Below are 25,364 nucleotides of genomic sequence, written 5' to 3'. Positions count from 1 at the left end.
TTTCAAAATAAGCCGCTTACTTTGTGCTTGCTCGAATCGAGATTAATAGATTTGATGATAAAATATTTTTTACCGCATATTATCTGCTACTTACCATCATTTTTGGAGTTTTCCTAAACTCTCTTCTCAGCCAGCCGTTGAGCTGCGTAAGCCGACTCATTTAGGGGTGAGCAGTGTTGAAGGAGGGATACATGAGCAACAACAGTAGTTCAGCAGAAGACCTGACCACAAAATCAGACTCACATGCTTCTGACGAGCAGAATCTTATAGCCCAGAATTTACGTGCAAGTCACAAAATTTTAGAAGCTCTTTCGCAATCGAAGGAAGAAACTGAACTTATCATCGATCGCCTTCACGAGATGTTCTTCATCATCGATCACTCGGGCCATGTACTGAAGGCAAACCTAAGCGCCAGTCGAATTTTTGGAATACCTGAAGAAAAGTGGCTGAGATTCGACTTTGCGACTCTTTTTACCTCAGAGATTCGCAAGATCTTCTGGTCCAAACTCAACGAAGTTGATCAGGATGATTGGGATGCGAATAGTGTTATCAATTTTGAGTTACCTATAAAGATTGGTAACGTGACACAGGACTACCATTGGTCAATCAATAAACTTAGTAGCCGGTCCCGCGATGGGAAGCACCTCTTTTCAATCGTAGCCAGTGACATTACCGAAATTCGACAGCTAGAACGACAGCTCTCTCAGATTTTTTCTGCGGTGCCTCTTGGTATCTTTATTCTTGATGAAGAAGGCTATATTGTAGGGCCTTACTCGGCATTCACAAGACACATCTTCGGGTTGCACAACTTGGAGCAAAATAGTGTTTTCAAAATTCTCTTCGAAGATAACGTTGAGAACCTGACACCCGTACAAAGAGACGGTGTCGCTGAAATGAAGCTTTGCATCGGTGAAGAGGAGATGTGGTTTCAGTTTGCGAAAGAACGATTTCCTAAAGAAGTAAAATTTGAACGAGGTGGAGATATTCTCTACTTGGGGACTCAGTTTCATGCCATTGCCAAAGAAGGTAAGGTGACTAATATCCTTGTCGTCATATCAGACATCACGGAAGTCGTTAAGATGCGCATGGAAAATATGGACGAGAATAAGCAACTTCAAAAAAAGGTTCGCTACTATATGTGTATCGAGAAGGCACCTGTAACGACACTTGAATCGATCATGCAGGACTATCCACGATACGAAAAGCAGCTTTATCATGGAATTGCGACCACAAACATCAAAGATATAAAATTCGCCCTGCATAGCATCAAATCCCTTTTCCGTGCCGTCGACATCAACAATCTGACTGAAATGATTCACGGCTGGGAAATAAACTTGGAAGATAACATGATGAGTTCACAAGAACTCGATGCTTTCCTTCATGTGATCGGTAAAAACCTCGCTGGTGAATGGCGCGAGATATCAGGGATGATAACCCTAGCTCTTGATAATCACTCGATCGACCCTAAAGAAACCGACCGGCTAGCGGAACAAAAAACTGACACCTATAACCTGCTAGAAACATTGAATTTGAAAGCTGATTTAAAAGAACAAATTGTAAATTCTATCGAGAAAATAGGCTTTCATCGCTGTAAAGATTTGGAAGAGTTTCTCAAGTCCTATGCTGAAAAAACTGCTACAAATCTATATAAGGACGTTGATATTATCTTCGACTGGAAGGATATTACCTACAGCCCTCATCTAGAGCACTTCTTCCGTGAGTCGTTCATGCACCTTATCACCAACGTTATCGATCATGGCTTACCTGAAAAGGAGAAAGCTAAGGAACGAGGAAAGATCAATGTCAAGGCTTGGTCGGATGGTCGAAAGATCAACCTCCGCATTGAAGATAACGGTTTAGGCTTCGACCTACTCAAAATCCATAGTAAAGCAATCCAGATGAATGTAACCGATAAGCCTCTTACGGACCTGAGTGAAGAAGAGGTCCTGAAGTTCCTACTACTACCGAGCTTTAGTACCAAGGAGGTTGCTACAATTCACAGTGGTCGAGGAGTAGGTTTATCGACCATTCATGAACGAGTTATCGAACTCGGTGGCGAAGGACTTCGAATCTACAATCACGAAAATGGCGCCGGCTTCGAATTTTCAATCAAAAACTTTGAGGAGGTGGCAGCATGAGCCTTCAAGTTCAGCAAGTTGATATCAATGAGGCCCACGAGCCATCTCCAGCTCTCAAAAGTCTCTTTTCGATCGTCGAAAGTGTCTCTAAAGACAAACTAGATGTTTCGACCCGTAGCAAAGTCGATATCAAAGTGGAGCCCCACGAAGTGGAGTCTATGGTATTTGGCAAATGGATGGCGATGATTTTGCTATGTGGCCCGGACCTTGAGGTCACCTTCAAGCTTCATTATGATCTGCCGATAGCTATCAAGATTTTAGAATCCTGCCTCCCTAAAGGACTCAGTAATGACCCTCAAGGGAAAGTATCAGATTTTTTTCAAGAGCTTTGTAATACCTGCGCAGGGGAAGTGAAAGCCATTCTAGATAAACAGAAGATTGTGGTAGGGCTTAGCTTGCCACTAAGTTTACGCGGCTCCGATGAAATCATGTTTTCCCAGAGAAAGAACTATCACCATCAGTCGAACTATTGGTTGCTAGCCACAGATCAGGGTAACCTCGTCTGCTCGACTCATATCGACATTGTTCGACCTGAAAGGGTTGCTCATATTGAAGTTCCTAAAGAACCGATTAAAACCAAGAAGCGCAAGATCGCATTTCTCTAGAAGGGAGAGGATACACCATGGCAAAGATTTTGATCGTCGACGATTCGGAAACACTACGGGATCAGCTTCGAGACGTCATTGAAAAAGCAGGGCATCAAGTTGTAGAGGGGCATCATGGCCGTCACGGTTGTGAAGTTGCGGAAGCCAATCAAGATATTGACCTGATCATCAGCGATTTCAATATGCCGGAACTAGATGGCATTTCCATGATAAAGAGGATCAAAGAGCAGGCTCAGTTTAAAGAAACTCCAGCCTTTATGCTAACAACTGAGTCAACGAAAGAACTGATGCAACAGGGCAAGGAAGCTGGTGTGATGGCTTGGATTGTGAAGCCTTTTGATGAGGAAGAAATAATCGAAGCAATTGACGCTGTGTTAGAAGATGCAGCTTAGGCTGCATGCCGAGCACTTTCTGGATTGCGAGCAGATAGATGGGAAAATGGATTCATGAAGACGCCAAAAAAAAGTATATCAGGTAGATTACAAGCCGTTATTCTTTCCGTTATCTTTGGAAGTATTACACTTTTTGCAGCAGCGATAGGAATATACACAACCCAGGAAGTTAATGAAAATATCCAGCAGAAAAGTGAGAATGTCCGTGGGTTAGCCAAACTAGCTCTCACTGACCCCATTTGGAACTACAACAACGAAGCTATAGAGCTTCTATCCGAGGCGATAGTTCAGGACCCAGATGTGGTTGGCTTTCTTGTCCGAGATAAGGACGGAACAGAACAGTATAAGAGAACGACAGATGGATTCTCCAATGAGATTGAGGATTATCGATCTGGAAGCAGTTACATTGTTAGCGACGCTGATCTTGTTAAAGAAGGGGAAATGATTGGAACGATCGTGGTTGTCGTCTCCAAGGCCCGCCCCATTCAATCCATAAAATTCACATTGATGGGAGTCACTGTTCTCGCCCTATTCCTGTTGATTTTCGTTGGAGCCACCCTTAATATTTCAATACGAAATCTTATAAAAAAGCCCATTGATGCCCTTCAACAAAATTCCGTCAAGCTTGCTGAAGGAGACTGGGATGTAGAGATCGATACAAGCCGTGAGGATGAGTTAGGAGTCTTGGCTTCTGGCTTCGACTATATGCGCGATAAGATAAAAGCTTTTACCAATAACTTACAAGAGATGATCGAAGAAAAAACAGAAGATATCTCATCCATGTTAAAAAACATCGAGCAAGGTATATTCACCATTACTAAAGACTACAAAGTTCACCCAGAGTACTCTGCTTTTCTTGAGAATATATTTCTTGACAAAGATATCGCAGACAAACCGTTTGAAGAATTTCTATTCCAAAGGTCCTCCTCCATGGGCAGCGAGGAAATTGATTGTGCAAAAAGCGCGATTATTGCATCACTAGGCAATAAGAGCGTCGCTTTCAAACTCAACCATAAACATCTTCCTGATGAGTTTCAAATCGAGATAGACGGCCAAACTAAATTTTTAGAGCTCGATTGGTGTCCGATCCTAAAGCACCAGAAGATCGAGAAAATGATGGTTACCGTACGTGACGTCACAGAACTAAAGAAACTCCAAGCAGCATCCCTAGAAAAATCTAGGGAACTCGAAATAATCCAGCAAATTGTCCAACTTGATGTTGGAAAGTTCCAAGAGGTAATTGGTAAATCTCGGGTCTTGCTCGACGAATGTGTGACACGACTTACCAAAGGGTCTTTTGATGAGGATGACATTGCCATACTCTTTCGAAATTTGCACACTGCCAAGGGGATATTGCGAACGTATGGCTTTAAAATCGTCAGCAGCACCGTTCACGAAGTTGAGGAAAGGTTCCTAGAAATCAAGAATAGTCCAAAAACAGACTTTTCAAAAGACGTGTTGAGCCAACTCCACGATTCCACCCAAACAATCTTAAACACTTTGGATGAGTATCAGACGATCAACGATGAGAAACTAGGGCGTAAGGAAGGTCCGGGCCAAATTTCTGATGAAGACATGGCCGAAGTCAAAAAAATCATTGATCAGTTCCTCATAGACACCAAGCAAGCTGAGTCAATGCTTTATGAAATGTCAAATTTACTTACCAGCCGAAACCACCGAACTCTCCAAGATCATCTTCACGAGATTATAGAAAGAGTCTCGGAAGTTGCTCCTGAACTTGGAAAGATCCCACTGAGTTTCGAGTACTCGGGGCAAGACATGATCGTGTCTGGAGACGACTGGGATAAACTAGACGGCGCTTTCACACACATGATTCGCAACTCCATGGATCACGGAGTCGAAACTCCAGAAGCGCGAGAAAAGCTAGGTAAAAGCCCTGAAGGTCGGATCTATCTTCATTCGAAAATCAACAATGATACGTTAGAAGTCACTTTACGAGACGACGGTCGAGGCCTCAATTTGAAGAAGTTGCGCGAGATCGGTAATCTTCCTCAGGATGCTCCCCTAGAGCAGGCCGTCGAAGTTATCTTCAAACCCCATATGAGCACAGCGGAGCGGGTTTCAGACATTTCTGGTCGCGGTGTAGGAATGGATGCAGTGAAGTATACCATCGAAAACGATCTAGGTGGCCGAATCATTGTTGAGCAACTGTCGAAGGAAAAAGAAGGCTTTGCTGCCATTCAATTCAAGATTCAGATTCCTCTCACCAGCTTGAAGAAAACTCCAGAAACGGTGCTCCAAGCAGGATAGATCGGGAGGCAAACCTAGAAGATCTTCTCGGTCAAAAAATCATGGCATTTATCTGGTTGCATGTTCATGGAAATGCACTAACCTATAAGCTAATTATCACAAATTAGAGCTTAATAAGGAGCTAGCGGTGAAATTAGCCTTTGTCGCCATGGCACTAGCATTGTTAACCAGTCCCGTCCAAGGTGCTGATAGTAGCAGTGGCTGCGGCCCTGGTTGGTACATCCTCAAAAAAAATAGTTTGCTTTCATCTGCCGCTCGGTGGGTGACTAACGGTGTCTTGCTCCCCATTTCAACGTTAGGGATGACCCTAGGCACCTCGAACTGTGCAAAGCATTCAATCGTGAAAGCTGAAAAGGAAAGTATCATGTATGCTGAGCACAATCTTTATCAGCTGAAGCAAGACATTGCGCGGGGTCAGGGAGAGTACCTGAATTCCTATCTAGGTACGTTCGGCTGTAACTTCTTGAGCAGCCCTAGGATCAAAGCTCACCTCAGAGCTCATTTTACGACACTCTTTAATGGCCAGGATACACCTATGGCAGTAGTAGGTAGCACCGAGCGACTTCTCAATCAACTACCCATAGCTGTTGAAACGTGTCAAGCTTAGCGCCTTCTAGATACAACTATCTCTTGTGGCTTCTTCTGAGGGTACTTATATCAGAAGAAGCCTTCGCCGATTCCAGACTCACCGCCCTCGACCCACAGTGGCTAAGACTTTTGCATTATCAGAAGTCGTTGTTTGGGTACGAAAGTACCATAGACCACCCATCGTTCTTCTTTCACCCAGAGGGCAATAGTGATCCAGTCGCGGAAAAAGCTGCTACAATTCAATTTATGAACTCCGGAAAGAAACTTCGCCATAAAGGTCAATATATTGATCCTATATGCCTATTCCCAGCCCGATACCGTTTCCTAGAGAAGTTCATTCGCAGGAAGAAACCACATTGCGAGGGAATCGCACACTGGCGAACAAAGCTTGCCTTAGAAAGTATTAGCCTTGTCTATGCCTCGGCCTACGAAAATAATCCATCATCGCTTTTTGGTCATACTTTCATAAAACTAAATCTGAAACGACAGCAAGGGTATGACTACCTAAATTACGGACTATCGTTTGCAGCGGCACTCGACCCTAACGACGGCCTGCTATACATAGTGAAAGGCATGGTCGGAGGCTACTACGGAGTCTTTAGTCTAGAACCCTACTATAAGATGGTTAACGAATATAACCTGAGTGAAAATCGTAGCCTTTGGGAGTATGAAATTAGCTTATCTGAGCCTCAGCGTCTTCTATTCATCGAACATATTTGGGAACTCTATCAAACTGCGCTGATTGACTACTATTTCATCGATGACAACTGTGCCTCTATTTTGCTAGAGATTATCGATGTTCTCTTTCCAAACGCGATGCTAGCTGACAAAACAGGTGTTTTTGTATCTCCACACCAGATCGTATCAATTCTCGTCGAAAATATCTCATTAACCAGTATTAAGTATAAGCCCTCATTGCGTGATCAAGTGCTCTACAAAATCTCGCACCTACCTAATAGTCAAGTAAGATCATTGGTAGCATCGATAGATCAACTCAACATGCAGAACGATCAGATCGCAAGCCCTGCTTATCTGGATGCCCAGCTGGATTTGATTACTTACAAGAAAAGAATATCGTCTTGGGACGAACAACAGAAGATTATCGATTTCGAGAATCAGGTACTTCTTAAAGTTGCTAGCATCGATCAACCAGTCCCTTCAAAGGCTCTACGCTCTGCGAGCAACGATCCTAGCTTAGGACACAAAGTTAGAAAAGTTCGACTTGGATTAAGTATGCAAGGAGATCGATGGGGTCCCGAGTTTCGATTTAAGTATGGTTTTCACGACATTCTAGATTCCTATAAAGGCTTTGAGCCTCACTATCAAGTGAACTATCTGGACATCAAGGCCTTCTATCATAGCAATTTCAATTACGATGCTAGTCTCATCCATATTCTTGCCCTAAATGAAGATACAGCATTTGACACAGCTTGGGCTTGGGAAGCCGGAGGAGGCGTTTATCGCCCCGATGGCCTTGCTTATGATGCTGCCTACTTTACAGGTGGCATTGGTAAGGCCCAGTCATGGGCTTGGCATGGTCAATGGACGGTCTTTGGCCTTCTTTCTGCAGACTTAAGCTATGGTAGCTCGGAATGGCTAGCGCCGTTATATATGAAGCTTGGAGTTCTGAGCCGATGGAATCATCGAATCCGAAGCCTTTTTCAGTCGCACTTTAGACTGTTTAGTTTGGGAAATTCTCCAACTGATAGAGACGACAAAACGACCATAAGCATGGAAACCAGGCTTGAACTAGACGAATCCAGACAGATACGAATCGCCCTACAGCGAAGTAGATATGAATCTAACATTAGTTTTGGAATAGCCAAGTTCTTTTGAATCTCTGAATTATTCCTCTGCGGCAACCAGGTCACTGGAAACTGCAAAGGGTGCGAGGAAGTCTTGACGAACAAGATCAAGTGTTATGAGCACTTCAGCTGGCAGCAGTGGAAAAGCAAAACCGATTGCATCAGCAGTTGCGAAACCTAGATCAAGCCTTGGAATTGCCACAGGATCTTCATGAAACATCACTTCCATTAGTTTGAAGTTAAAGCCGTCGAACGGTGAAATACCGGAAAAACCTCGGGCATTACATGAAACATGACGAACTTTTCTCAACTCACCCAACCCTTCTACAGTTTTTGCTGCACTTAAGTTCAAAACTGAAAACTCGTAAGATCCTTGCGCGCTTTCACCTTGGGGCGTTTTTAGAGTTAAACTCCTCAGTTCTGAAAACCCAGTATAAAATTCCTCATCAGGAAAAAAGGGTTTGATAAATACTGGTCTCGGAGGATCATAACTCGCCCCCATAAATTTTGAGATGCGAATCAGCCCATCTACATATAAGACGTCCTTCAAGCCTATTCCTAGGCCATCGATACCATTTAACGCGGTTTCAGAATTAATTAGCCCTGAAAGATCGATCCCTAGACAGTTCAAACTCAAGTTGGTACTTGGCTCAAAATTGTCCAAGAACATTACATCAAGAGATCCACTGCAGGTGGGGATTTCAGTCCCAAGTCTATTCAATACATCGTCCATAAAGGTCACTGACAGGTTATACGCCATGGTCAGAGCGGGGATAGGCTGAATTTTCTCAGGCTCCTCATCATCTGCTAAGTCTGGCTCTGAAGTAGTTGAAAGACCTTGAGCCCTTCCTGTTACTTGCTGTTGCGTAGGGCCTTCAGTAACTAGCACTTCATTACCACAAGCGCATAAAAACATGGCAAACCATACGCCAAAGAGTTTTTTTAATTGCATAATATCCTCACAGTAGCAAACATGATCAAACCAATTTAAAATCTATATGTAATATCAAGGGGAACAGAAAAGGATTTCTGATAGTAAGCTCCGGGTTGATCGCCTTCGTCATCAACTCCTAGGCTCGCCTCCTTGTAGACTAGGCCACTACTTATAATAAAACTATAGAAGCTTTTACCTTTGGCCTTCTTGCCTTTCTTACCCTTTACTCTCACCCTACCTAGTCTCACTTGCCCACCAACTGAAAGCTGGTGGAAGGGGGTTAGATCACTCCCAAATGCAACTAGTTGGATCATCTCAAATGTTCCGAATCCAGCTTTGCTGTCAGGTCCCGATCCACCTGAACCGACGCTCGCAGGTTCATACCGATACCCAGATAGCAGTGATAGCCTTCTACTAAATTTTTCTTGGAGACCGGCCCGAAAAGATATTGTTGTATAGTTATCTTTTGGCTTTAACGTTCCAGACGCAAGAGAAACGGTTTCCTCCTCCTTGGCTCTTTTATAGTAGCTATCAAGCCACAGGCTCCGACTCTTATTTCGATATTCAATACCAACAGCAAAGCTATCTGTTGGATTCTGTAGTTCATAGTTTGTCTCACCACTAGGGGATGGTACCAGATCCGTTTTGATGTCAGTAAAACCCATCGAAAAAAGATCGAAAACTAAGCCCAGACTGAAACTCGAACTGAAATCATATCTCATTCCCATTGATATATTACCTATGGCGATCTCTTGATCTAAACTTAGAAAGGAAATCTGGCTCGCAGACTCTATGACGTCCGCCTCAGCAGCCAGAGATAGATACCTAATCGAACTACCGATAGAGAAAGATTTACCAAATCGCTTGCCTATCTTTCCTGCAAGATAGCCATTTAACTTTAGATTTTTTACCTTGATATCCACATAGTTTTGAGATTCAAGAGCAACCAAAGGAATATTCCTCAGGGTTAGGCTAGAGCCAATAGCTACTGGAGGAACGAAAACGAATGTATAAGCAAGTTTATACTCAGGATGAGAAAGAGTTGCACTCACGGGAGTTCCCGATTGAAATGCACTAAGTTTAGTATTTATAAACGACCCTTTCTGCTTTTTTACGATTGGATCAAGCCCTCGATACTGAATCGCTAGGGTATCTTCAGAGTAAATCAAAAGTTTAAAATCTAGGTAATTGAGGGAGGAAAAACCCAAGTTAGCAGGATTCAAATTAAATCCATCAATGGTTGATTGACTTAATCCGGCATCTCCTATCAGAACACCGCCATCACTCTTTGATGAATATAAGATCAGGGCTATCGTTACAAAAAGAGTCGCCTTATGGATCGACATTGCTAACATGCTATTGACTCAATTCTAAGGAGAGTGTTGAGTCTTCTGCCGGCTCGATGAAAACTTGATCAAAGACAAACTCTAGACCGAGAGATAAAATTTGGTCGAGCTGCTCCTGCAAAACAGCCGTCAGACCAATATTGATCATTTCAATTCCTGCATAAACATCAACATAAATATCCCCTGCATGGGGAACGAGGAAGAAGGAAAGGTCTAGATCCTTGAATGCTGACTCTTCAGATGATCGAGTGGTATTAACAATCGCAACAATCCTTCGATCAAAAATGCCAACGGTTATTTTGATATCCATATCCACATCGATAATGCCTTTGATATCAATTGCCAGTTCGAAGTCAATGAGTAGGTCGTCAAAATCAACTTCAGGTATCGATAGAAAGCTTATATTGACCTCTACCAAGTTGTTAAGTGATTGAGTTTCACCAAAGTCTAGGGAATCACCGGCTTGAATTCCGGAAACACTCTCTACGCTGTTATTATTCAAGTCTTTCAAAATTCGCCCGAAGAAACCTATTAAACTCGTCCCTAGCCAGACCTGACCACGGGATGCAAGCTGCATCGTCTCTTCTTGAACAATGGGATCCGAGCCTTTGAACCTAACCGTTTGTCCAGATTGATAATCAGTGGCATAAAGACCAGAGTCATCGCAACGGCTATCGCTGATGGATTGCGAAAGATCGTCTCCTCTTGCCTCTAAAGCCAAGCAAAGACTTTTTACTTTTTCATTGAGGGTGCGAGGCTCAGCTAACATTTCTCCTACAGAGCTAGCAGTTCGAGTTGGCGCTCCGCATGACATCTGAAGGCCGATAATAATACCAAGCATAGTATAGTTATACATAACAGCAATTCCGCATCTGGTCTAAATATTCTTACAACACTGGTGCAAGAGGCATTCCTTAAGAATGTGATGAACAGAAAAGCGGGAAGGGTAATTGGTTTTATTGTTAAAACTCATAATTCTCTCAAAATTAGGTCACAAAATTGAGACTCTCATCCAAAATAATTTTTTGGATAAGCAGCGGAACTTATGAACTTATGCGACCTTCAGCTTCGAACAAATCCAGCCCGACATGTTACGATCCCAGAGAGTAAAAGATTAAAAAAATACTTTCAGCTGGTTAATTCATGGCAACGATTTCTAAGTGCCACGGCATCTGTACAGAACACCTTAGAAATCGTGGCTAAATTTATGGTAGCGGTTCTTGCATTCTTAAAGTCAAACTTTGCTGAGGGTCTCAATGAACTATATAGTCCTAACTGTATTGGCACTACTGTTTCTAGCTTGCGAAAGCGAACGTAACTTTATTTCTGAAAATACAGAGCAACGATCCAATGCATCTGGTGCAACTCCTGATTTTGAAATTTCTGAAAGGATCAAACTCATTGCCGATGCCAGCTATGACCTAACACTCTCCGATCAAGACGGTGGAAATTACTGCACTGGCAAAGTGCGGCTTCAGATTTTGTCTAATATCGATCTAAACTTTGAAACGTCTCAGCTAGACTGCCTGGGGTTAAGCTTCGATTTCTCTCGGATTCTAAATAGCGACCTACTGGGGAGTAGTTTGAGCACCGAGGAAGATACTGACGGAAACCTTCTCGAAGGTTTGAGCCATGATGGCGATATGCTATACATTGGTCAGGCTGGGAGTGTGAGCTATAACCCGCCACGCCCCGTACTTCTAGGCCCGTTAATCGTAAAAGCGGAAAAATATGCGGGATACTACAATCAAATAGAATCTACTATGGAGTGGACAGATGAACTCGAAAACATCCAAAGCTCCCGTGGAGTCTTCGAGGTCGAAGTCAATCAAGCTGATTTTTCATTTGATACTCCTCAGGAAGCACTTCCCCATGTTATTAATTGGCAGATAACCAGTACAGGCTTTAGCCCTGAAGCTGTTCTAGAAGGAATCATATTTCAAAAAATCGAGTGGTGGTGGAGTACTAGCCCCTTGATGATTCCCCAAATATCAATAACAACAAATCCCCTTGTCTTTCTTGGAGAAGATGCGGAAGGAATCAGCAACCTGGTAGGCGATTTGACATTAACTCTTTCAGTAGAAGATTTTTCCTTCCCTAGCGACTAATCACTGACATAAAAGATTGAAAATCAGCACATTACAGATCAATTGTAGAACCTTCTTTCGCGAGCAGATGGTGGGTCCCATAGTGTCCGCGCCCTCATAGACCCTCACACCATCTATAATCCGCAATAGAAAGAAATAAGCGACGCCCAACCACATTTCAAACAATAATATTCATAATTTACAGACAATCTAACAATGGTAGCCGATCAATAGACAGACATCCGGAATGGGCTAAGTAGCAAATATTTGTGACCTTATACTTTGGCCCTAAGTTTGCTTCTCCTCAACTATTAGTTCTAATCAAGCACTCTTGGGAATCCCTTGGTGACCTGATTCCAATTGAGCAAAACTAACAAGAGAGGTAGCCATGAAACAACACCTTGTCGTTGGTCTAATGACCTTCGCCAGCATTTCTTGTACGGCGAAGTCGAATACCCAAGAAGCAAATCGCACAAAATCTAAAGGGGCTCAATTCGCAGCCAAGGCGGTAATATCTTCAGCATCCATTCAACCAAGTTTAGAAAACCTGTGTATGGGTCTTACCGAACTTTTGAACAAGACCAAACAAGACTTTGCCAATGAGGTTGCCATACTTTGCCCTAACGGCCTTCCATCAGAAGATCTTCAGAGGATGATGGACAACCCATATCAAGGTAGCGGAAACGTTGACAACTTCATTAGGAATCTCGATCGAGACGACCTTAACAACGATGAGATGCAGGTAAAGTTTTATTATGGGATTAAGATGACGAAGGATATTGTTAAAACCGTCATCAAAGAAGAGCCTATTGCAGTCCTACCCTACAATGGTAGTGTTCTTAAGATCCAAAATGCCTTTATGGAACCACCAAAAAATTTAGGTGACTCGAACTCAGCTTTCCTCGTCCAGCAGTTCATCGATGTCAATAACGAGCGCCGGGATGTGAAATTCAATGACACATCTCTCCATGACCTTAAAGTCTATCAGCTATTTCCTGACAATTTTAACTTCTTCTTAGCTGCACGAACCCAAGTCGAGGTTACTGAACAATTCAAAAGATCAGTTGTTCTTAAAGCATTTCTAACAGACCCGCAGAACCCAAACATGGTCTATGGCTTCAATCTTGTGAATATGGTTATGAATGATCGTGGTGGTGGTAATGTTGAAGATGGCCAGAGAGATGAATTCATGCAGTTCTTCGAGATATCGATTCGCGAGTCTTATCAGGAGCACATGAAAGACGCAGCGCAGTAATCTTTACTTAGCTTTTAAGGCTAGGTGGTTCTGAAGCCACCCGGCCTTGAGCCATTCCGAGAACGCCTCCTTAGCAACCCTCAACTCTCTCTGAGAAGACTAAAGAATCTTTTAAATAAATCATGATAATATTACTAATTTATATTTTAAGATATATATAGTATTAAAATATTGGATTATCAAAAAAATCTATTTCTATTCTTTTAGAATCATCGCAATTCAAAGCTAAAACTAGTGATAATACTCAGGCTATATGTTAGCACTAACGGTAGATAAGTACGGACTTTAACATTTCCAACCTGATTGCTATAACACTGCAAACAAAACTTCACTATCAGGAGACAAACCCTTGAAGATCTATGCAAGAGGGCGGAAACAGAAAAGTTGGGCCATCATTCTCTTTAGCGGAGCACTAAGCTTGCCTGCAGTGGGGCAAAACTCTGTAGAAAAGATGGAAGTCACAGGATCGCGTTTGAAGCGAACGGACGTTGAAGGAGTCTCATCAGTCATTCAGATTGATCAGCAAACCATAAAGCAGAGCGGCATGTCTACCGTGAGCGAATTGATCAAAAACATGGCGATCTCTTCCGAAGGCTCTTATTCATCGGCCACAGTCAACGAAAACAATGTTTCTGTGACCAAGGTTAACCTTCGTGGCTTGGGAGCAGAAAACACGCTTATCCTCCTCGACGGTCAACGGATTCCAGATGAGTCTGGGGAAGGCGTTATCGACTTGTCAACCATTCCTATGGCTGCAATTGAACGAATCGAGATTTTAAAAGATAGTGCATCTGCAATTTACGGTTCGGATGCAACGGGTGGGGTGATTAACATCATCACTAAGAAAGATATGGAAGGTAGTTCCTTCTTTGCTCGCACCAGCGTACCAGATGGTAAAGGCGGACAGGAATCGCAATTTAGCTATGTTACAGGTATCAACACAAACAACTTCCGCATGCTAACAGCATTAAGCTATCGTCAGGTGGAGCCAGTGTTTCACCGAGATCGAGAGTGGACAGAGATCGGATTAAGCTCATACTCGTTCCCAGCAAACTACGTGGAAGACGCACCAGGTGCCAGCCTTCAGAAACACCCCAACTGTGACTCTACAGCGATTCAGGTGGGCGATAACATGGTTTGTAGCTACAATTATGGTGCGACCATGGCATTTTCCCCAGAAACCACTGAGATTGGTCTGCTTAACAACCTAGAATATCGCATTAACGACAATATAAGCCTTGTATCCACTTTAAGAGCTGTTAAGAATACCAACGAATGGAATATGGCACCCAATGCTGGTGAATTTACCATCCCCCAAGAGATCGCAACTGATAAGCAAGAAGCATTCGGACTCAGCGGGATCAATAGTGATGTCAAGGTTCGCTATCGAGCCATTCCGTGGGGATTGCGCACATGGGAAGAGGAAAAAACTCTATTTGGCGGCAATCTGGGCCTACGCGGCTCACTCGGGCTCTGGGATTGGCAGGCGACAGCCGGACGAACTGTTTCGAAGAAAACCTCCATTAGCCCCAACGGCTTCTTTCTTAAGGATGGAGTCGTCCGAGCCATTTCCGAAGGCCGCTTCAACCCGTTCGAAACTGAGCTTTCTGAAGCAAGTTTAGCTGTGGTATCGGAAACGTCTTACCAGCCGTTTATCGTTACAGACACCGCTATGAGCACCTATGACATCAATGCCGCAGGAGAGCTATTGGAGCTTCCCGGAGGCAGCCTCGGTCTCGTGATCGGAGCAAATCGGATCGAACAGAACTATGCGAAAACAATCGATAAACAAACAGAGAACTTCAATACCTTCGGCGAGCCGGAAGATAAGTCGGATAGTGGCGAAAGATCGATCAATGCAGTTTATGCCGAACTTGGAATTCCCATGTTCCAATCCCTAGAGTTTCAGCTTGCCGTACGACTAGACTCCTACAGCGACTTCGGTGAAACAACCAACCCTAAATTCGGCTTTATGTATCGCCCACTCGACCGCTTCCTGGTGCGCGGTAATGTAGCAACAGGATTCAAAGCCCCAACTCTTCGAGAAATCTATCAAGGAACTCAGGTAAGACTGGTAAATTTAGCTGACAAGCAAACCTGTGGCGAACCCTGTGATACCCTGACAACTGAGGTAGAAATCGAAACTGAGGGCAATCGCGATCTTAAAGAGGAAACCTCCCTATCCTATAACCTGGGTTTCGTTACTGAGCCTATCGATGGCTTATCTTTAGGCGCAGACTATTGGTATACTAAGATCGATAATATCGTGCGTGTCATGGACCCTCAAAAACTCTTAGATGCAGTATATGGGGGAGAAAGTATTTCTGGAGTGGAAATCCAGAGAATTGGTGGCGACGAATCTGGTCAACTAGAACGTATCAAACTGCCTATCCAAAATCTTGGTGAATCTGAGGATGCGGGATTCGACTTAAATCTCGCATATCGCACGCAGCTTAGCTCATATCGCTTGAGCTACTTTAGCAACTACTCCACAAAACTCTATTCTCGGGAGCTTGACTTTCCCGGCGCTCCCCTTACCGATACCCTTGGCGAACGAGGAAAGCCTGAGTGGCGCTTTGTGAATGGAGTCAATCTCGGCATTGGCACCAGCCACATCATTGGCATTCGGAACAACCGTATTGCCAGCACCAAAACAGCCCAAGGTGACGAGAGAATTGGCGAGTTTTCTACTTACGATAGCCAATATACTTGGAATCATCCTTGGGATGGTTCGATTACCATTGGTGCTATCAATGTGCTTGATACAGACTTTCCAAGGGACAGCACGGAGCGAGTTGGGGATGACACGCGGGTCCAGGAACTCTATTCTCCTAACGGTCTTACCTATTATGCTCAGATGAACCAAATGTTTTAGCAGTAACCAGGCCCCTTCCGGGGGCCGTTCCGTCACAAAAATGACAAGGTCTTAGGTCTGATCACCACTTTCAAGCATAAGTAACTAATATCTGGTTTATAAATTAGGCCTTGGAATTGCATTTCCGCTGGTTTAGTCACTCTAGTGACCAACGAATGTGATTGTTTGGACGGATAAACCATGCGCTACCTGATTCTAGTACTGACCTTAGCCTTATGGAACTGTACGAAACCACCTAAACTGATTGAGTCGAACCCTTCAGAATCTCTACTGGACGGCAACGTTCCTACTTCACGGCAAAACCCTATGGAACCTGAGTTTCAGCAGGAGCAAAAAGCGCCTAAGAATGATGACGATGATACCAGTCAAGAAGCTGAGGACCTTCTACCGCCCCCTGGAGAAACTAGGGAAGATTTGTGCAAGCAATGGTCTGCTGGGGAATCTCTTGGCTCTATTCAATTTATTTCAGAGGCCTCTGGCCTAGCGATATCCGCAAGCCAAGATGATATGTACTATCATATCGACGATTCAGGCAATGCGAACGCTGTTTACCGGGCTCGCCAGGATGGATCACTCAGAGATCAGGTATTTCTTGGTCAGAACACAGACTGGGAATCCCTTTCACTTGGGCCTTGCCTGGATAGTAAGCAGTGCCTTTATGTTGCAGATATCGGCGATAATATGTTCATTCGAGGGACTTATACGCTCTACAGCATTGACGAATCCCAGTTAACTAGCGGCAATGGGGTACGAACCATTCGTTTCCGTTATGAGGATGGCGCTAGCCACAATGCCGAGGGAACCGCTGTCCACCCCCAAACCGGTGACCTCTATATTTTTACCAAAGAAGATCAAACCGATGTGTTTCGCATATCTCGTCAGGACCTTGATCAAAATAGCGACATGCTAACTGCGTCCTACGTTCGATCCTTCCCGTTTCCTATTAGCACAGGAGCATCCATTTCCCCGAGTGGAGATCGGATATTAATCCTAGACTATCAAGACGTCTACGAGATTCGTATGAATCTGAGTAAGGCTGATCAGGTCGCCGAAGAATTGATACCAGGTACCAACTACCAAAGAGTGACCATTCCTGGCCAACCTCAGCAAGAGGCTGTAAGTTTTTTACCAAATGAAAACTCGTTTATCTTTAGTTCTGAACAAAGCGGCAACCAACTCTATAAAGTAAGTTGCCTCACAGATTCAAACTAGGCAGCCTATGAGGCCAGCTCTAACTATCTCCATCTGCTAGAACGACATCCGCATACCATCTGGCGAATATAGCTTGATCCGTTGCACTCAATGGCCCAAGTGGTGGCATTGATCCATCCGAGATCCGTGCGTTGATCAGTGCTGCATTAGCTTCTACATCAGCTTGATTATCGAGATTCACGCGAGGCGCTGTATTCCCGTTATGACAAGCGACGCAGTGCTGGCCAAGTAGCTTGTTGATGTGAATACCATAGGATAACGTGACTCCTTCTAGACAGAATCGTGCGATATCTTCAGCAACTGTCACCGTTGGACAAACATCCTCTTGGCGCTCGACATTATTACCTTCAAGGCTAACAGATGTAAGCTGGGGAAGTGACGCTAAGATTGTAAGTGACGATACTGCGGTCGATTCCAGAGCAACTGAATTTAAGTTCACCAAATCTTTGATGGGGCCCAGATCAGCCACGACCGAATTTGAAATATCGAGAACCTCAAGGTTTTGCAAGTTTTCGAGGCCAGCTAGTGTTGAAAGACCCGGGTTATCGCGCAACATGAGGCTCTTTAATCCTAGAAGCTGAGACAAAGGCTGAAGATCTTGGATTTGATTTTGACTAAGATCTAATGATTCGATGGCTGGAAACTCACTGAGCAGAGACAGATCGGAGAGCCCTGCACCGGCTAGGTCGAGAGTTGTGACCCGCTCGCGTACCTGAGTAAGCTGATAGCAATCATCTGCTGCCGCAGCAAGCAAAAGCCCTTCGATAATGGGGCTAGCCACTCCTTGCTGCTGTAAGCAGCTCGACAGAAAGCCTGAAGGAATATCGCTAATCGCCACGGAAAATTCGCTCACGACATCAGGGGTATCCCCAAGGGCCCGAAGTGTATAGAGGTAGCTTTGTCCCGGAGCCTTGATATGGGTATAGGGACTAGCAACTCGCTCTAGTACGATCGCTTCATCAATGCTAACGCTCTCTGGGGCTGAGATGTAAAGATCGTAACGACTCGCCCCCTCGATAGCGTCCCAAGATATCTCATTGGTATCCTGATTCATTGTGATCCGCAGCACCGGCGTCGCTAAACTAGGAGTCACGCTGTCTAGCGAAGCTTGTGCCCCGCCATCGCCGCCACTGTCATTCTTGGGGCTACACCCCAATCCAAGTAAACCTAACGCAAACGTAAGAAGAATTTGAACGATGATGGCATCGCCATTGGTAAGCTTTTCCATGGGTCCCCTCTTGATCCCGTTTTGATGGGCGAGGCTTCGGATTGGGAATCACCTTCCTTTAGTCTTCTGATGTAAAGCGTCGGTATAGCTATCATTTAATAGCTATTGGCAAATCAGCAACGTTACCCTTGGTAAAAGAGAGTTCCCTATTCCGGCCTCGTTTCCAAAAATGATTGCCGACCCTTCCAATGATTCAACCATGCTTCCAAATCTGGCAAATCCTTACGCCATTGAATTTCTGGATGTCGGAAGTCCAGGTACTCAAGCGCACAGACAAGGCTCACACTAGCCAGGCTCATTCCCTCGCTGAGGTAGCTCTCATAGCGCTGCCAAATCCACGCCAACCCTCTTGGAATTGCGTGCTTGTATCGCTCAATCCAGTAGTCATAGACAATCTCTTCTGGCCTGCGCTTTTCAATGATCATCGTAACAGACTGATCGAGGATGCCTTGGATGGAGGCTTCAAGCTGCTTGTGATCCCAAGTCTTTGCTTGCCAATGGCGATCGTTATATTTTTCGTCAAGATAGTAGCCAATCAAGCCGCTATCGAAAATTATCGTATTATCTTCCAAGGTCATTGCTGGAACTTTTCCAAGAGGGTTACTCTTGATGAAGTCAGGATCATTGTCACTGGTGTTGATCTTTTTTTCAGTCACAGACACTTCGAATTCTCGGATCAGTACCCTAACTTTGCGCGCATAAGGTGAGGCACTGGAATAAAATAACTTCACAATCGTCTCCTCTTTGTGATTCAAGCCTCACAAGACTCGCACGCCATTGAATGAGGGGCAAGCACATCTTTATCCCTGCCCTCGCCCTCACAGAACCCCAAGTATACTTGCCATACTGTACCGGGGGGCAGCCCAAAACTTCAGCATCAGCAGAGAATGGTTACCAGATTGGCAGTTTTGAGATCAACTCTAGCAAGCCCAACGAAAAATCAGGTTATAATAGGAGCTGTTGGCGTTTAGAACAGACTTAGCTGGTCTGACTGGATGAAGACAAGGCTAGGAGAGAGGACGAGGCATATCGGGAATATGTTGACGGTGAGCAACGACGGATTACGTTTATCAAGGCATACCAGATGCTTGTGCTCCAAACGTCGACAGCTCCCAGAGTACGAACAACGGACGCGAGGTTGGTATGGTAGAAACTAAGGAATTACTGCAATTCAAGGACGGGCAGGTTCTCTTTTCCCACGGCGATCCGGGTGGTGACTTATTTGTCATCGAAGAGGGGCAAGTTGAGATCTACCGGGAGAAAGATACCATCCATCTAACTCTCAGTTATATGCACCCCGGAGAGGTCATTGGCCTTTTAACCTGCCTTAATCGAAGGCCGCGGACAGCTTCTGCCAAGGCTGTTGGTCATGTTACCGTTCGCAAGATTCCTGCCGACAGCGTTAAAAAAACCCTTAAAGACGTGCCTCCGTGGATAGAAATCATCATCAAAGAATTCTCAATACGGTTGACTGACCTACTCGATTTTATGATTCGTCAGCAAGAGCAGCTAGAGTCAGCACGCCTAGAACAGATTGACCTCACGTTCCAGGCACAGACCCTTTGCGGTACCCTCTCAACCCTCGCCAAGTATCATAAGCAAGACATCGATGGTTCAAGTTATGTAGCTCTTGATGAGATTCAAGATGAACTCATGGATTGCCTATCACTCAGTGAGGAACGAATTCATGCCATCATCAAAGTGCTTCAAGATGCTGGTCTGCTGAAGCTAGAGAAAGATCCCGATAAAGATCGACATATCATTCCCTACAATGTCATGGTTTCTATAATAGACATGGCCCGCTTCATTGAAGATGCAAAGCTTGGCCTGACTAAGAAACGTGCCCAGCATCATTTTCGTGATAAAACCATTCGGACTGCCCGCGCGATTGTGGTCTATGCCCGAAACATGGGCTACGACACTAAGAAAAGCATCACTCTAAGCTATGATGAGCTTACTGCTCACCTAGAGCGTAAGGCGGGCGTAAAGTTTGAGATTAGCTCCCTCGATGACCTAGGAGATTTACAGCTTCTCGAACTCTATGATTCGTCTATACAGCTTATCCCCCACAAGCTGGGGCGGTCTATAGCTCATATAGTAGCCTATCAAAAGCTACGGACCCATCCGAGTACCGTCGGCAGATCGCAGAATGCTAGCTAAATGAAATGGCCTAACTCAAAATCACTACTATCTGCCTGATTTATCATATTTTTCCCCTGGAAATCGCGTTTTCATAGGAAGGAAGGACGGAAATAAATTGCAAAAAAATCATATTTCCATAATAAATTCAAGGAACTATAATATTTACGAGGAAATATTCAAGGCCACCCTCATCCCACCGAGCGGGAATATTAAGGGAGGGCAAAGCCATTCAACTTGCAACGCATGAAAAACGACAATTCGTCCGTTATCCTGTTGATAAGGATATGCAGATTATTCTGAAAGGACGGTCCGTACCTGCAAGGCTCTTAAACGTGAGCGAACGAGGTGCCGGAATTCTCGTGGCGCCAGAATTGATGTCCCCCGAAGAGGAGGGTCTAGTCATCCTCCGCTGCGAAGTGGGTAGCGAGATCATCGATGTCTCGCTTGAGATCCGACATTTCTCTCTTCGAGACACCGGCCTCTATTTAGGCGCTGAGGTCATCACAGACCTCAAGAAGGGCCTGACCCACTACATCCACCACCACGAAGATTTCGATCGTCAGGACTCCACTTTGGAGGTCGGACACACGGACGAATTCTTACAGCAGATCAAAGTTCTTTCGAGCCAGGCTTTCCAACGGTCGTCATCGGAGCGGCTCGGCAAGGAGAAGGCTTGGGTTGAACTTTCACAGAACCAATGGACATCGTTTATCGGACTCTCGTCCCAAATTCTCACAACCCGCTTTTACATAAATTACAACCTGGATTCGGCTCGCTCGTTCGCAAGGCTAGGAGACGATGCTCCCGATTCGAAAATCCATGATTATATGAGAGAAAAGACCAACATCATCGCTGGAAGCATAAAACGTTGGTTGCTATCCCACCAAAGCGTCGATCAAGCCACCTGCGAAAACTTTCGGGTTCGAATGCCGTGCACAGAGAAAGTCGATCAAGCGACATGCAAGAGCCTCGGCTGTGCCGATCATGGCATGGTTTGGAAAATTTTCGATGGTGATGATCAAAGCAGTGAGATCTTATGCTGTGTCATGCTTCAAATTGATGAGTATGAGAAGGCCAGCGAGTTTCTTCGACTTCTCACTATCGCCAGCAATGAAGAGCCGCCCGAAGATGATGATATCGAGTTCCTGTAAAGAACTCAATATCAGTTTGGCCCTCAGTGAGCAACTCTACCTGTTTTCTTGTGAGAGCTAACGAATTCCATTAAATCCCTGCCGAGCGCTTCCAAAGAAGGTTGATGAACGTACATCATGTGTCCGGCCTCATAGTATTGCATTGTCACGCGCTTCGGGTCGATGCCATGGTGAGCCAATGTATATTCTGTCGAGTGAAATGGAGTTGCTAGATCATAATAGCCATTGGCCACAAATATTCTGAAATCCGGGTTTTGAATCATTCCTGTCGCCAGAGTTGGAGTTAAGTTTAGGTACCCAGTGGCAGTTTTTTGACCTTTGGCTTGGCCCCAGTTCCAGCTACTGCCCACTTCGCCATTAAGGATCAGGTACTTGCGGTCGGTTTTTAGTTGTAGGGTGTGTCCCAAGTAATGATTGATACTAGCAACGTAGGCACCCGTGATGCCATAGGCAGAAGCATCATAATCAAAAAACTCCCCCGCTGCATCGTAGTCTTTCCCAAGGTAGCGGCTATCAAAGCGCCCAATAGTCTTACCCTGATCTCTGAGCAACTCTTTCATAAAGCGAAATGCGTGAATTCTGAGGTTGGTTTGTTCGAGATAGGCTTTGTCTAAACCAGTAAACCGATGGAGCTGATCTAAAACTTTTTGTCGATCCGCTACTGACAAATTATTTCCCTTAAATAAAGCTACCACATAGTCTGTGCTGGCGAAGTCCCTTACATCGGCAAGGAATTCTTCCAGGGGTCGATCATGTTCTGGAACTTTCTTATGATACCAAGCAGTAGCTGCATAGGTGGGCAGAAACGTAACAAAAGGGGTATCATTGCCCTTCTGGAATCGCCCTGCTTGAAAGTCCAGAATCGCAGAGATCAGCATCACGCCGTTTAGAGCAATGCCCTCCCACCCTTCCTGCAATTCCCTAACTAAGGCCGCCGCACGAACTGTGCCGTAGCTTTCCCCAGCCAGGTATTTCGGCGAATTCCAGCGTTTCTCGCTACTGATGTAGGAACGGATAAACTCCCCAATGACCTCTGCATCTTCCCGAACTCCCCAAAACTGCTTATCTTCATATTTACCCAGGGCTCGGCTATAGCCAGTTCCCACAGGGTCGATAAACACAAGATCTGATGCCACTAAGAGGCTCCAAGGGTTAGACTCCACCTTGTAGGGCGCAGCTCCAGCACCAGCCCCGTCACTTGGAACCCGAGTAACCATGGGCCCCATCACCCCCATATGAAGCCAAACAGACGAGGACCCTGGCCCACCGTTGAAAATAAATGTCACAGGCCTCTTGGCAGGATCGTCAATATCTAGCGCAGTGTAGGCTGTGCTAAAGATACTGGCTTTGGGCTTTCCTTCCCGATCGTAGAGGTAGGTTTCCCCTGCTTTAGCCCTATACTTCATACGCACCTTGCCAAACCGCCCCTCATGCTCCGTCTTGGCCAAGAGGGGTTTGGGAATTTCCTTTTCCTTTTCTGAGCTATCCTTTTTAGTCTCGGCGATAGCCCCACCAGCGATGAGCAGGCCTAGAATCGCTACCTTAATCATAATAAGACTCCAACAAATGATATTTTTGACAAATCATTCAGTCTTAGCTCATTTTTGGGGGAGTCTCAAGGTTATCTAGGATTTGAGAGCGTTCTGGCGATAGAGCCGCTTTCAAAACGGCTCTATCTGTTAGCGATATTCAGTTCGGTAATTGGCAGTACCAATTGTGTAGGACACAGACATGTAAGCAGCGTTGCTCGTCGCTACAGCCTCATCGAAAGTTAACGTGGCCTCGGTTGCCCCATCAGCAAACGTCGCTGTACCGCGGACCTCGCCATTGGTATCTTCTTTCGTGATACTAGCGTTAACCTGTGATACCAGCCTTTGGAATGCCGTGATATCGGTCAACTCGCTCAGCTCCGTGCCATTCCAAATATAAAACTTGATCGTTACTGAATTAATTTGACTATTACTTGTCACAAACTTAGCACTCGGGATGAAGACGGTGGGATTGCCATCACTATCAAACGGCTTTGTGAGCGCGACATCGAATCGGGCAACCTCGGTACCGTCCCAAGTCATGCGCCATAGCCCTGAAGGTAAATCACCCTGAATTCCTCCACCAGTGCCAAAGTTAATCATGAAGTCATTGGTTCCATCTTCGCGGCCATAGAAGCTTCCACCGCTGCAAATTCGATTATCCCCTTGAGTGCTCTGCGTTGCGTCGGCGTTTGAAAAGGTCGTATAGGTGCTAATGGAGTCATCCCCAGCCTTTACTTGCACCGAGGATGGGGGTGTAAATACCAGAGAGCCAAGTTTAGTACTACAAAGCTCGTCATAGACGAAGGGGGTGTCAGTTTGTGAGCCAATATAGAAGCCGACTCCGCTGTAACTTAGCTCCGAAGGAGTGTTGTATTGATCGATGGCATCCGCTTTTTCACCACGCCAAGCCCAAAATGTTTCTATACTCCAATCATCATTCATATAGCGATTCTTGAAGTCTTTAAGAGCCTTTCCTGATTCGGCCAGGGTATCGATGACACTTTCGCTCAAATCGAATCCAGTCTCTGCTTCCAGCTCGGCTGTACTCTCCCCATCATCGCCATCGGAGATGTCGCCCAAGCTTAGATTACCCACCATCGACTGATTAGCTAGGGCAATTAGATTCTTACCACTCGATGTTGGGAGACCAATAAACCTGAATGATTCCGCCTCGGCGGTGACGTCATCTGAGGGATCGTAGGCGATCAATAAGGTTGTGGTACCCAGGGTCTCAAGCTGGCTCGCAAACTGCTCCATGTAGGTGCGAACATCATCTGCCCCATAGCTTTGCAGCTCCTCACCTGTGAGACTCTCACCGAACAAGTCCGACGCTAACACAGCTAAGGTGTCCCAGTCCCACTCGGATTCGTCCTTGGCAAGTTCTGCATTGATTTCATCGACCTGGTCGTTAATCTTCGATGCAGAGTAGCTAAAGGAACCGTCTGCAGCTACCTCGATATCCGCTGGATCGCCGATCGGTGTGCCTCCGGACATATTCACCGCAAGGAGCCCAGAACCATCAGCAGCAAGCCTAAGCCCGGATCCAATAGCCAATTTACCGCTCAATGAAACAGTATCAGAGTCACTCACCACAACGCCCGGCGTACTTGGATCGGTTGCTGCTACTTCATCATCGCTGTCAGACTCCCCACAGCTCCCCAAGAGTAGCCCTCCGCAGCAGATTGCTGAAGATATCAGTAGATTCTCAAGTGTCTTGCTCGTCATAATTCAAAGCTCCTAGGAGATTCTTTATCTAACTAGGAGAAATTCGGACTCCCTTGGTCCCGACTTAAAACAAGCTTT

General features: G+C 45.1%; 19 protein-coding genes. 12 read left to right on the top strand and 7 right to left on the bottom strand.

Annotated elements, in window-relative coordinates; translation table 11 throughout:
- Positions 1–191 precede the first annotated feature (191 nt).
- The 6 genes from B9N89_RS07675 to B9N89_RS07650 all read left to right on the top strand — a co-directional run bounded on the left by B9N89_RS07675 (position 192) and on the right by B9N89_RS07650 (position 7,830).
- Positions 192–2,138, top strand: coding sequence for a PAS domain-containing protein (locus tag B9N89_RS07675; RefSeq protein WP_132316454.1), 1,947 nt, complete (start codon positions 192–194; stop codon positions 2,136–2,138).
- On the top strand, positions 2,135–2,743 hold the full coding sequence (locus tag B9N89_RS07670; RefSeq protein WP_132316456.1) for a hypothetical protein: 609 nt from the start codon (positions 2,135–2,137) through the stop codon (positions 2,741–2,743). The genes B9N89_RS07675 and B9N89_RS07670 overlap by 4 nt, the downstream gene beginning before the upstream one ends.
- A 17-nt stretch (positions 2,744–2,760) precedes the next feature.
- A complete protein-coding gene (locus tag B9N89_RS07665; protein ID WP_132316458.1) occupies positions 2,761–3,135 on the top strand; it encodes a response regulator in 375 nt (124 codons plus the stop codon).
- A 54-nt stretch (positions 3,136–3,189) separates the two neighbouring features.
- A complete protein-coding gene (locus tag B9N89_RS07660) occupies positions 3,190–5,406 on the top strand; it encodes an ATP-binding protein (protein WP_132316460.1) in 2,217 nt (738 codons plus the stop codon).
- A 127-nt stretch (positions 5,407–5,533) separates the two neighbouring features.
- On the top strand, positions 5,534–6,013 hold the full coding sequence (locus B9N89_RS07655) for a DUF3015 family protein (RefSeq protein ID WP_132316462.1): 480 nt from the start codon (positions 5,534–5,536) through the stop codon (positions 6,011–6,013).
- A 23-nt stretch (positions 6,014–6,036) separates the two neighbouring features.
- Positions 6,037–7,830, top strand: a complete 1,794-nt coding sequence (locus B9N89_RS07650) for an Lnb N-terminal periplasmic domain-containing protein (RefSeq protein ID WP_234996075.1) — start codon at positions 6,037–6,039, stop codon at positions 7,828–7,830.
- 9 nt (positions 7,831–7,839) lie between these two features.
- Here B9N89_RS07650 and B9N89_RS07645 read toward each other — a convergent pair whose 3' ends face one another.
- The 3 genes from B9N89_RS07645 to B9N89_RS07635 are packed head-to-tail and all read right to left on the bottom strand — an operon-like array spanning position 7,840 to position 10,935.
- Positions 7,840–8,751, bottom strand: a complete 912-nt coding sequence (locus B9N89_RS07645) for a hypothetical protein (protein ID WP_132316466.1) — start codon at positions 8,749–8,751, stop codon at positions 7,840–7,842.
- Between the two features lie 35 nt (positions 8,752–8,786).
- The gene (locus B9N89_RS07640) at positions 8,787–10,088 is read right to left on the bottom strand and encodes a hypothetical protein (protein WP_132316468.1); all 1,302 of its coding nucleotides are present in this window, start codon (positions 10,086–10,088) and stop codon (positions 8,787–8,789) included.
- Position 10,089: 1 nt separating this feature from the next.
- Complete coding sequence (locus B9N89_RS07635) at positions 10,090–10,935, bottom strand: hypothetical protein (protein WP_132316470.1); 846 nt, start codon at positions 10,933–10,935, stop codon at positions 10,090–10,092.
- 400 nt (positions 10,936–11,335) lie between these two features.
- Here B9N89_RS07635 and B9N89_RS07630 point away from each other — a divergent pair, with 400 nt between their 5' ends.
- From B9N89_RS07630 to B9N89_RS07615, 4 genes are all read left to right on the top strand, one after another.
- Positions 11,336–12,187 carry a hypothetical protein gene (locus tag B9N89_RS07630; RefSeq protein WP_132316472.1) on the top strand — a complete coding sequence of 284 codons (852 nt, stop codon included), beginning with the start codon at positions 11,336–11,338 and terminating at the stop codon, positions 12,185–12,187.
- A gap of 367 nt (positions 12,188–12,554) precedes the next feature.
- Complete coding sequence (locus B9N89_RS07625) at positions 12,555–13,421, top strand: hypothetical protein (protein WP_132316474.1); 867 nt, start codon at positions 12,555–12,557, stop codon at positions 13,419–13,421.
- Between the two features lie 349 nt (positions 13,422–13,770).
- Entirely contained in the window at positions 13,771–16,296 is a 2,526-nt protein-coding gene (locus tag B9N89_RS07620; protein WP_132316476.1) for a TonB-dependent receptor plug domain-containing protein, read from the top strand.
- A 180-nt stretch (positions 16,297–16,476) separates the two neighbouring features.
- On the top strand, positions 16,477–17,508 hold the full coding sequence (locus B9N89_RS07615) for a hypothetical protein (RefSeq protein ID WP_132316478.1): 1,032 nt from the start codon (positions 16,477–16,479) through the stop codon (positions 17,506–17,508).
- 19 nt (positions 17,509–17,527) lie between these two features.
- On the opposite strand, the gene B9N89_RS07610 is transcribed toward B9N89_RS07615, so the two are convergent.
- Positions 17,528–18,736, bottom strand: coding sequence for a leucine-rich repeat domain-containing protein (locus B9N89_RS07610; RefSeq protein WP_132316480.1), 1,209 nt, complete (start codon positions 18,734–18,736; stop codon positions 17,528–17,530).
- A 146-nt stretch (positions 18,737–18,882) separates the two neighbouring features.
- On the bottom strand, positions 18,883–19,467 hold the full coding sequence (locus B9N89_RS07605) for a glutathione S-transferase family protein (protein WP_159455222.1): 585 nt from the start codon (positions 19,465–19,467) through the stop codon (positions 18,883–18,885).
- Positions 19,468–19,879: 412 nt separating this feature from the next.
- Here B9N89_RS07605 and B9N89_RS07600 point away from each other — a divergent pair, with 412 nt between their 5' ends.
- Positions 19,880–20,896: a Crp/Fnr family transcriptional regulator gene (locus B9N89_RS07600; protein ID WP_132316484.1), complete on the top strand. Its 1,017-nt coding sequence runs from the start codon at positions 19,880–19,882 to the stop codon at positions 20,894–20,896.
- A 125-nt stretch (positions 20,897–21,021) separates the two neighbouring features.
- Positions 21,022–22,029: a PilZ domain-containing protein gene (locus B9N89_RS07595; RefSeq protein ID WP_327354584.1), complete on the top strand. Its 1,008-nt coding sequence runs from the start codon at positions 21,022–21,024 to the stop codon at positions 22,027–22,029.
- A 23-nt stretch (positions 22,030–22,052) separates the two neighbouring features.
- Here the strand turns inward: B9N89_RS07595 and B9N89_RS07590 are convergent, their stop codons facing one another.
- Together B9N89_RS07590 and B9N89_RS07585 are read right to left on the bottom strand one after the other, a co-directional pair.
- Entirely contained in the window at positions 22,053–23,579 is a 1,527-nt protein-coding gene (locus B9N89_RS07590) for a S10 family peptidase (protein WP_132316488.1), read from the bottom strand.
- Between the two features lie 129 nt (positions 23,580–23,708).
- The gene (locus B9N89_RS07585) at positions 23,709–25,286 is read right to left on the bottom strand and encodes a hypothetical protein (RefSeq protein WP_132316490.1); all 1,578 of its coding nucleotides are present in this window, start codon (positions 25,284–25,286) and stop codon (positions 23,709–23,711) included.
- Between the last annotated feature and the right edge of the window lie 78 nt (positions 25,287–25,364).

The organism is Pseudobacteriovorax antillogorgiicola, assembly GCF_900177345.1.
Taxonomy (GTDB): domain Bacteria; phylum Bdellovibrionota_B; class Oligoflexia; order Oligoflexales; family Oligoflexaceae; genus Pseudobacteriovorax; species Pseudobacteriovorax antillogorgiicola.
The sequence above is the reverse complement of the archived record's forward strand: the minus strand, read 5'-3'. Positions and strand labels throughout refer to the sequence as shown.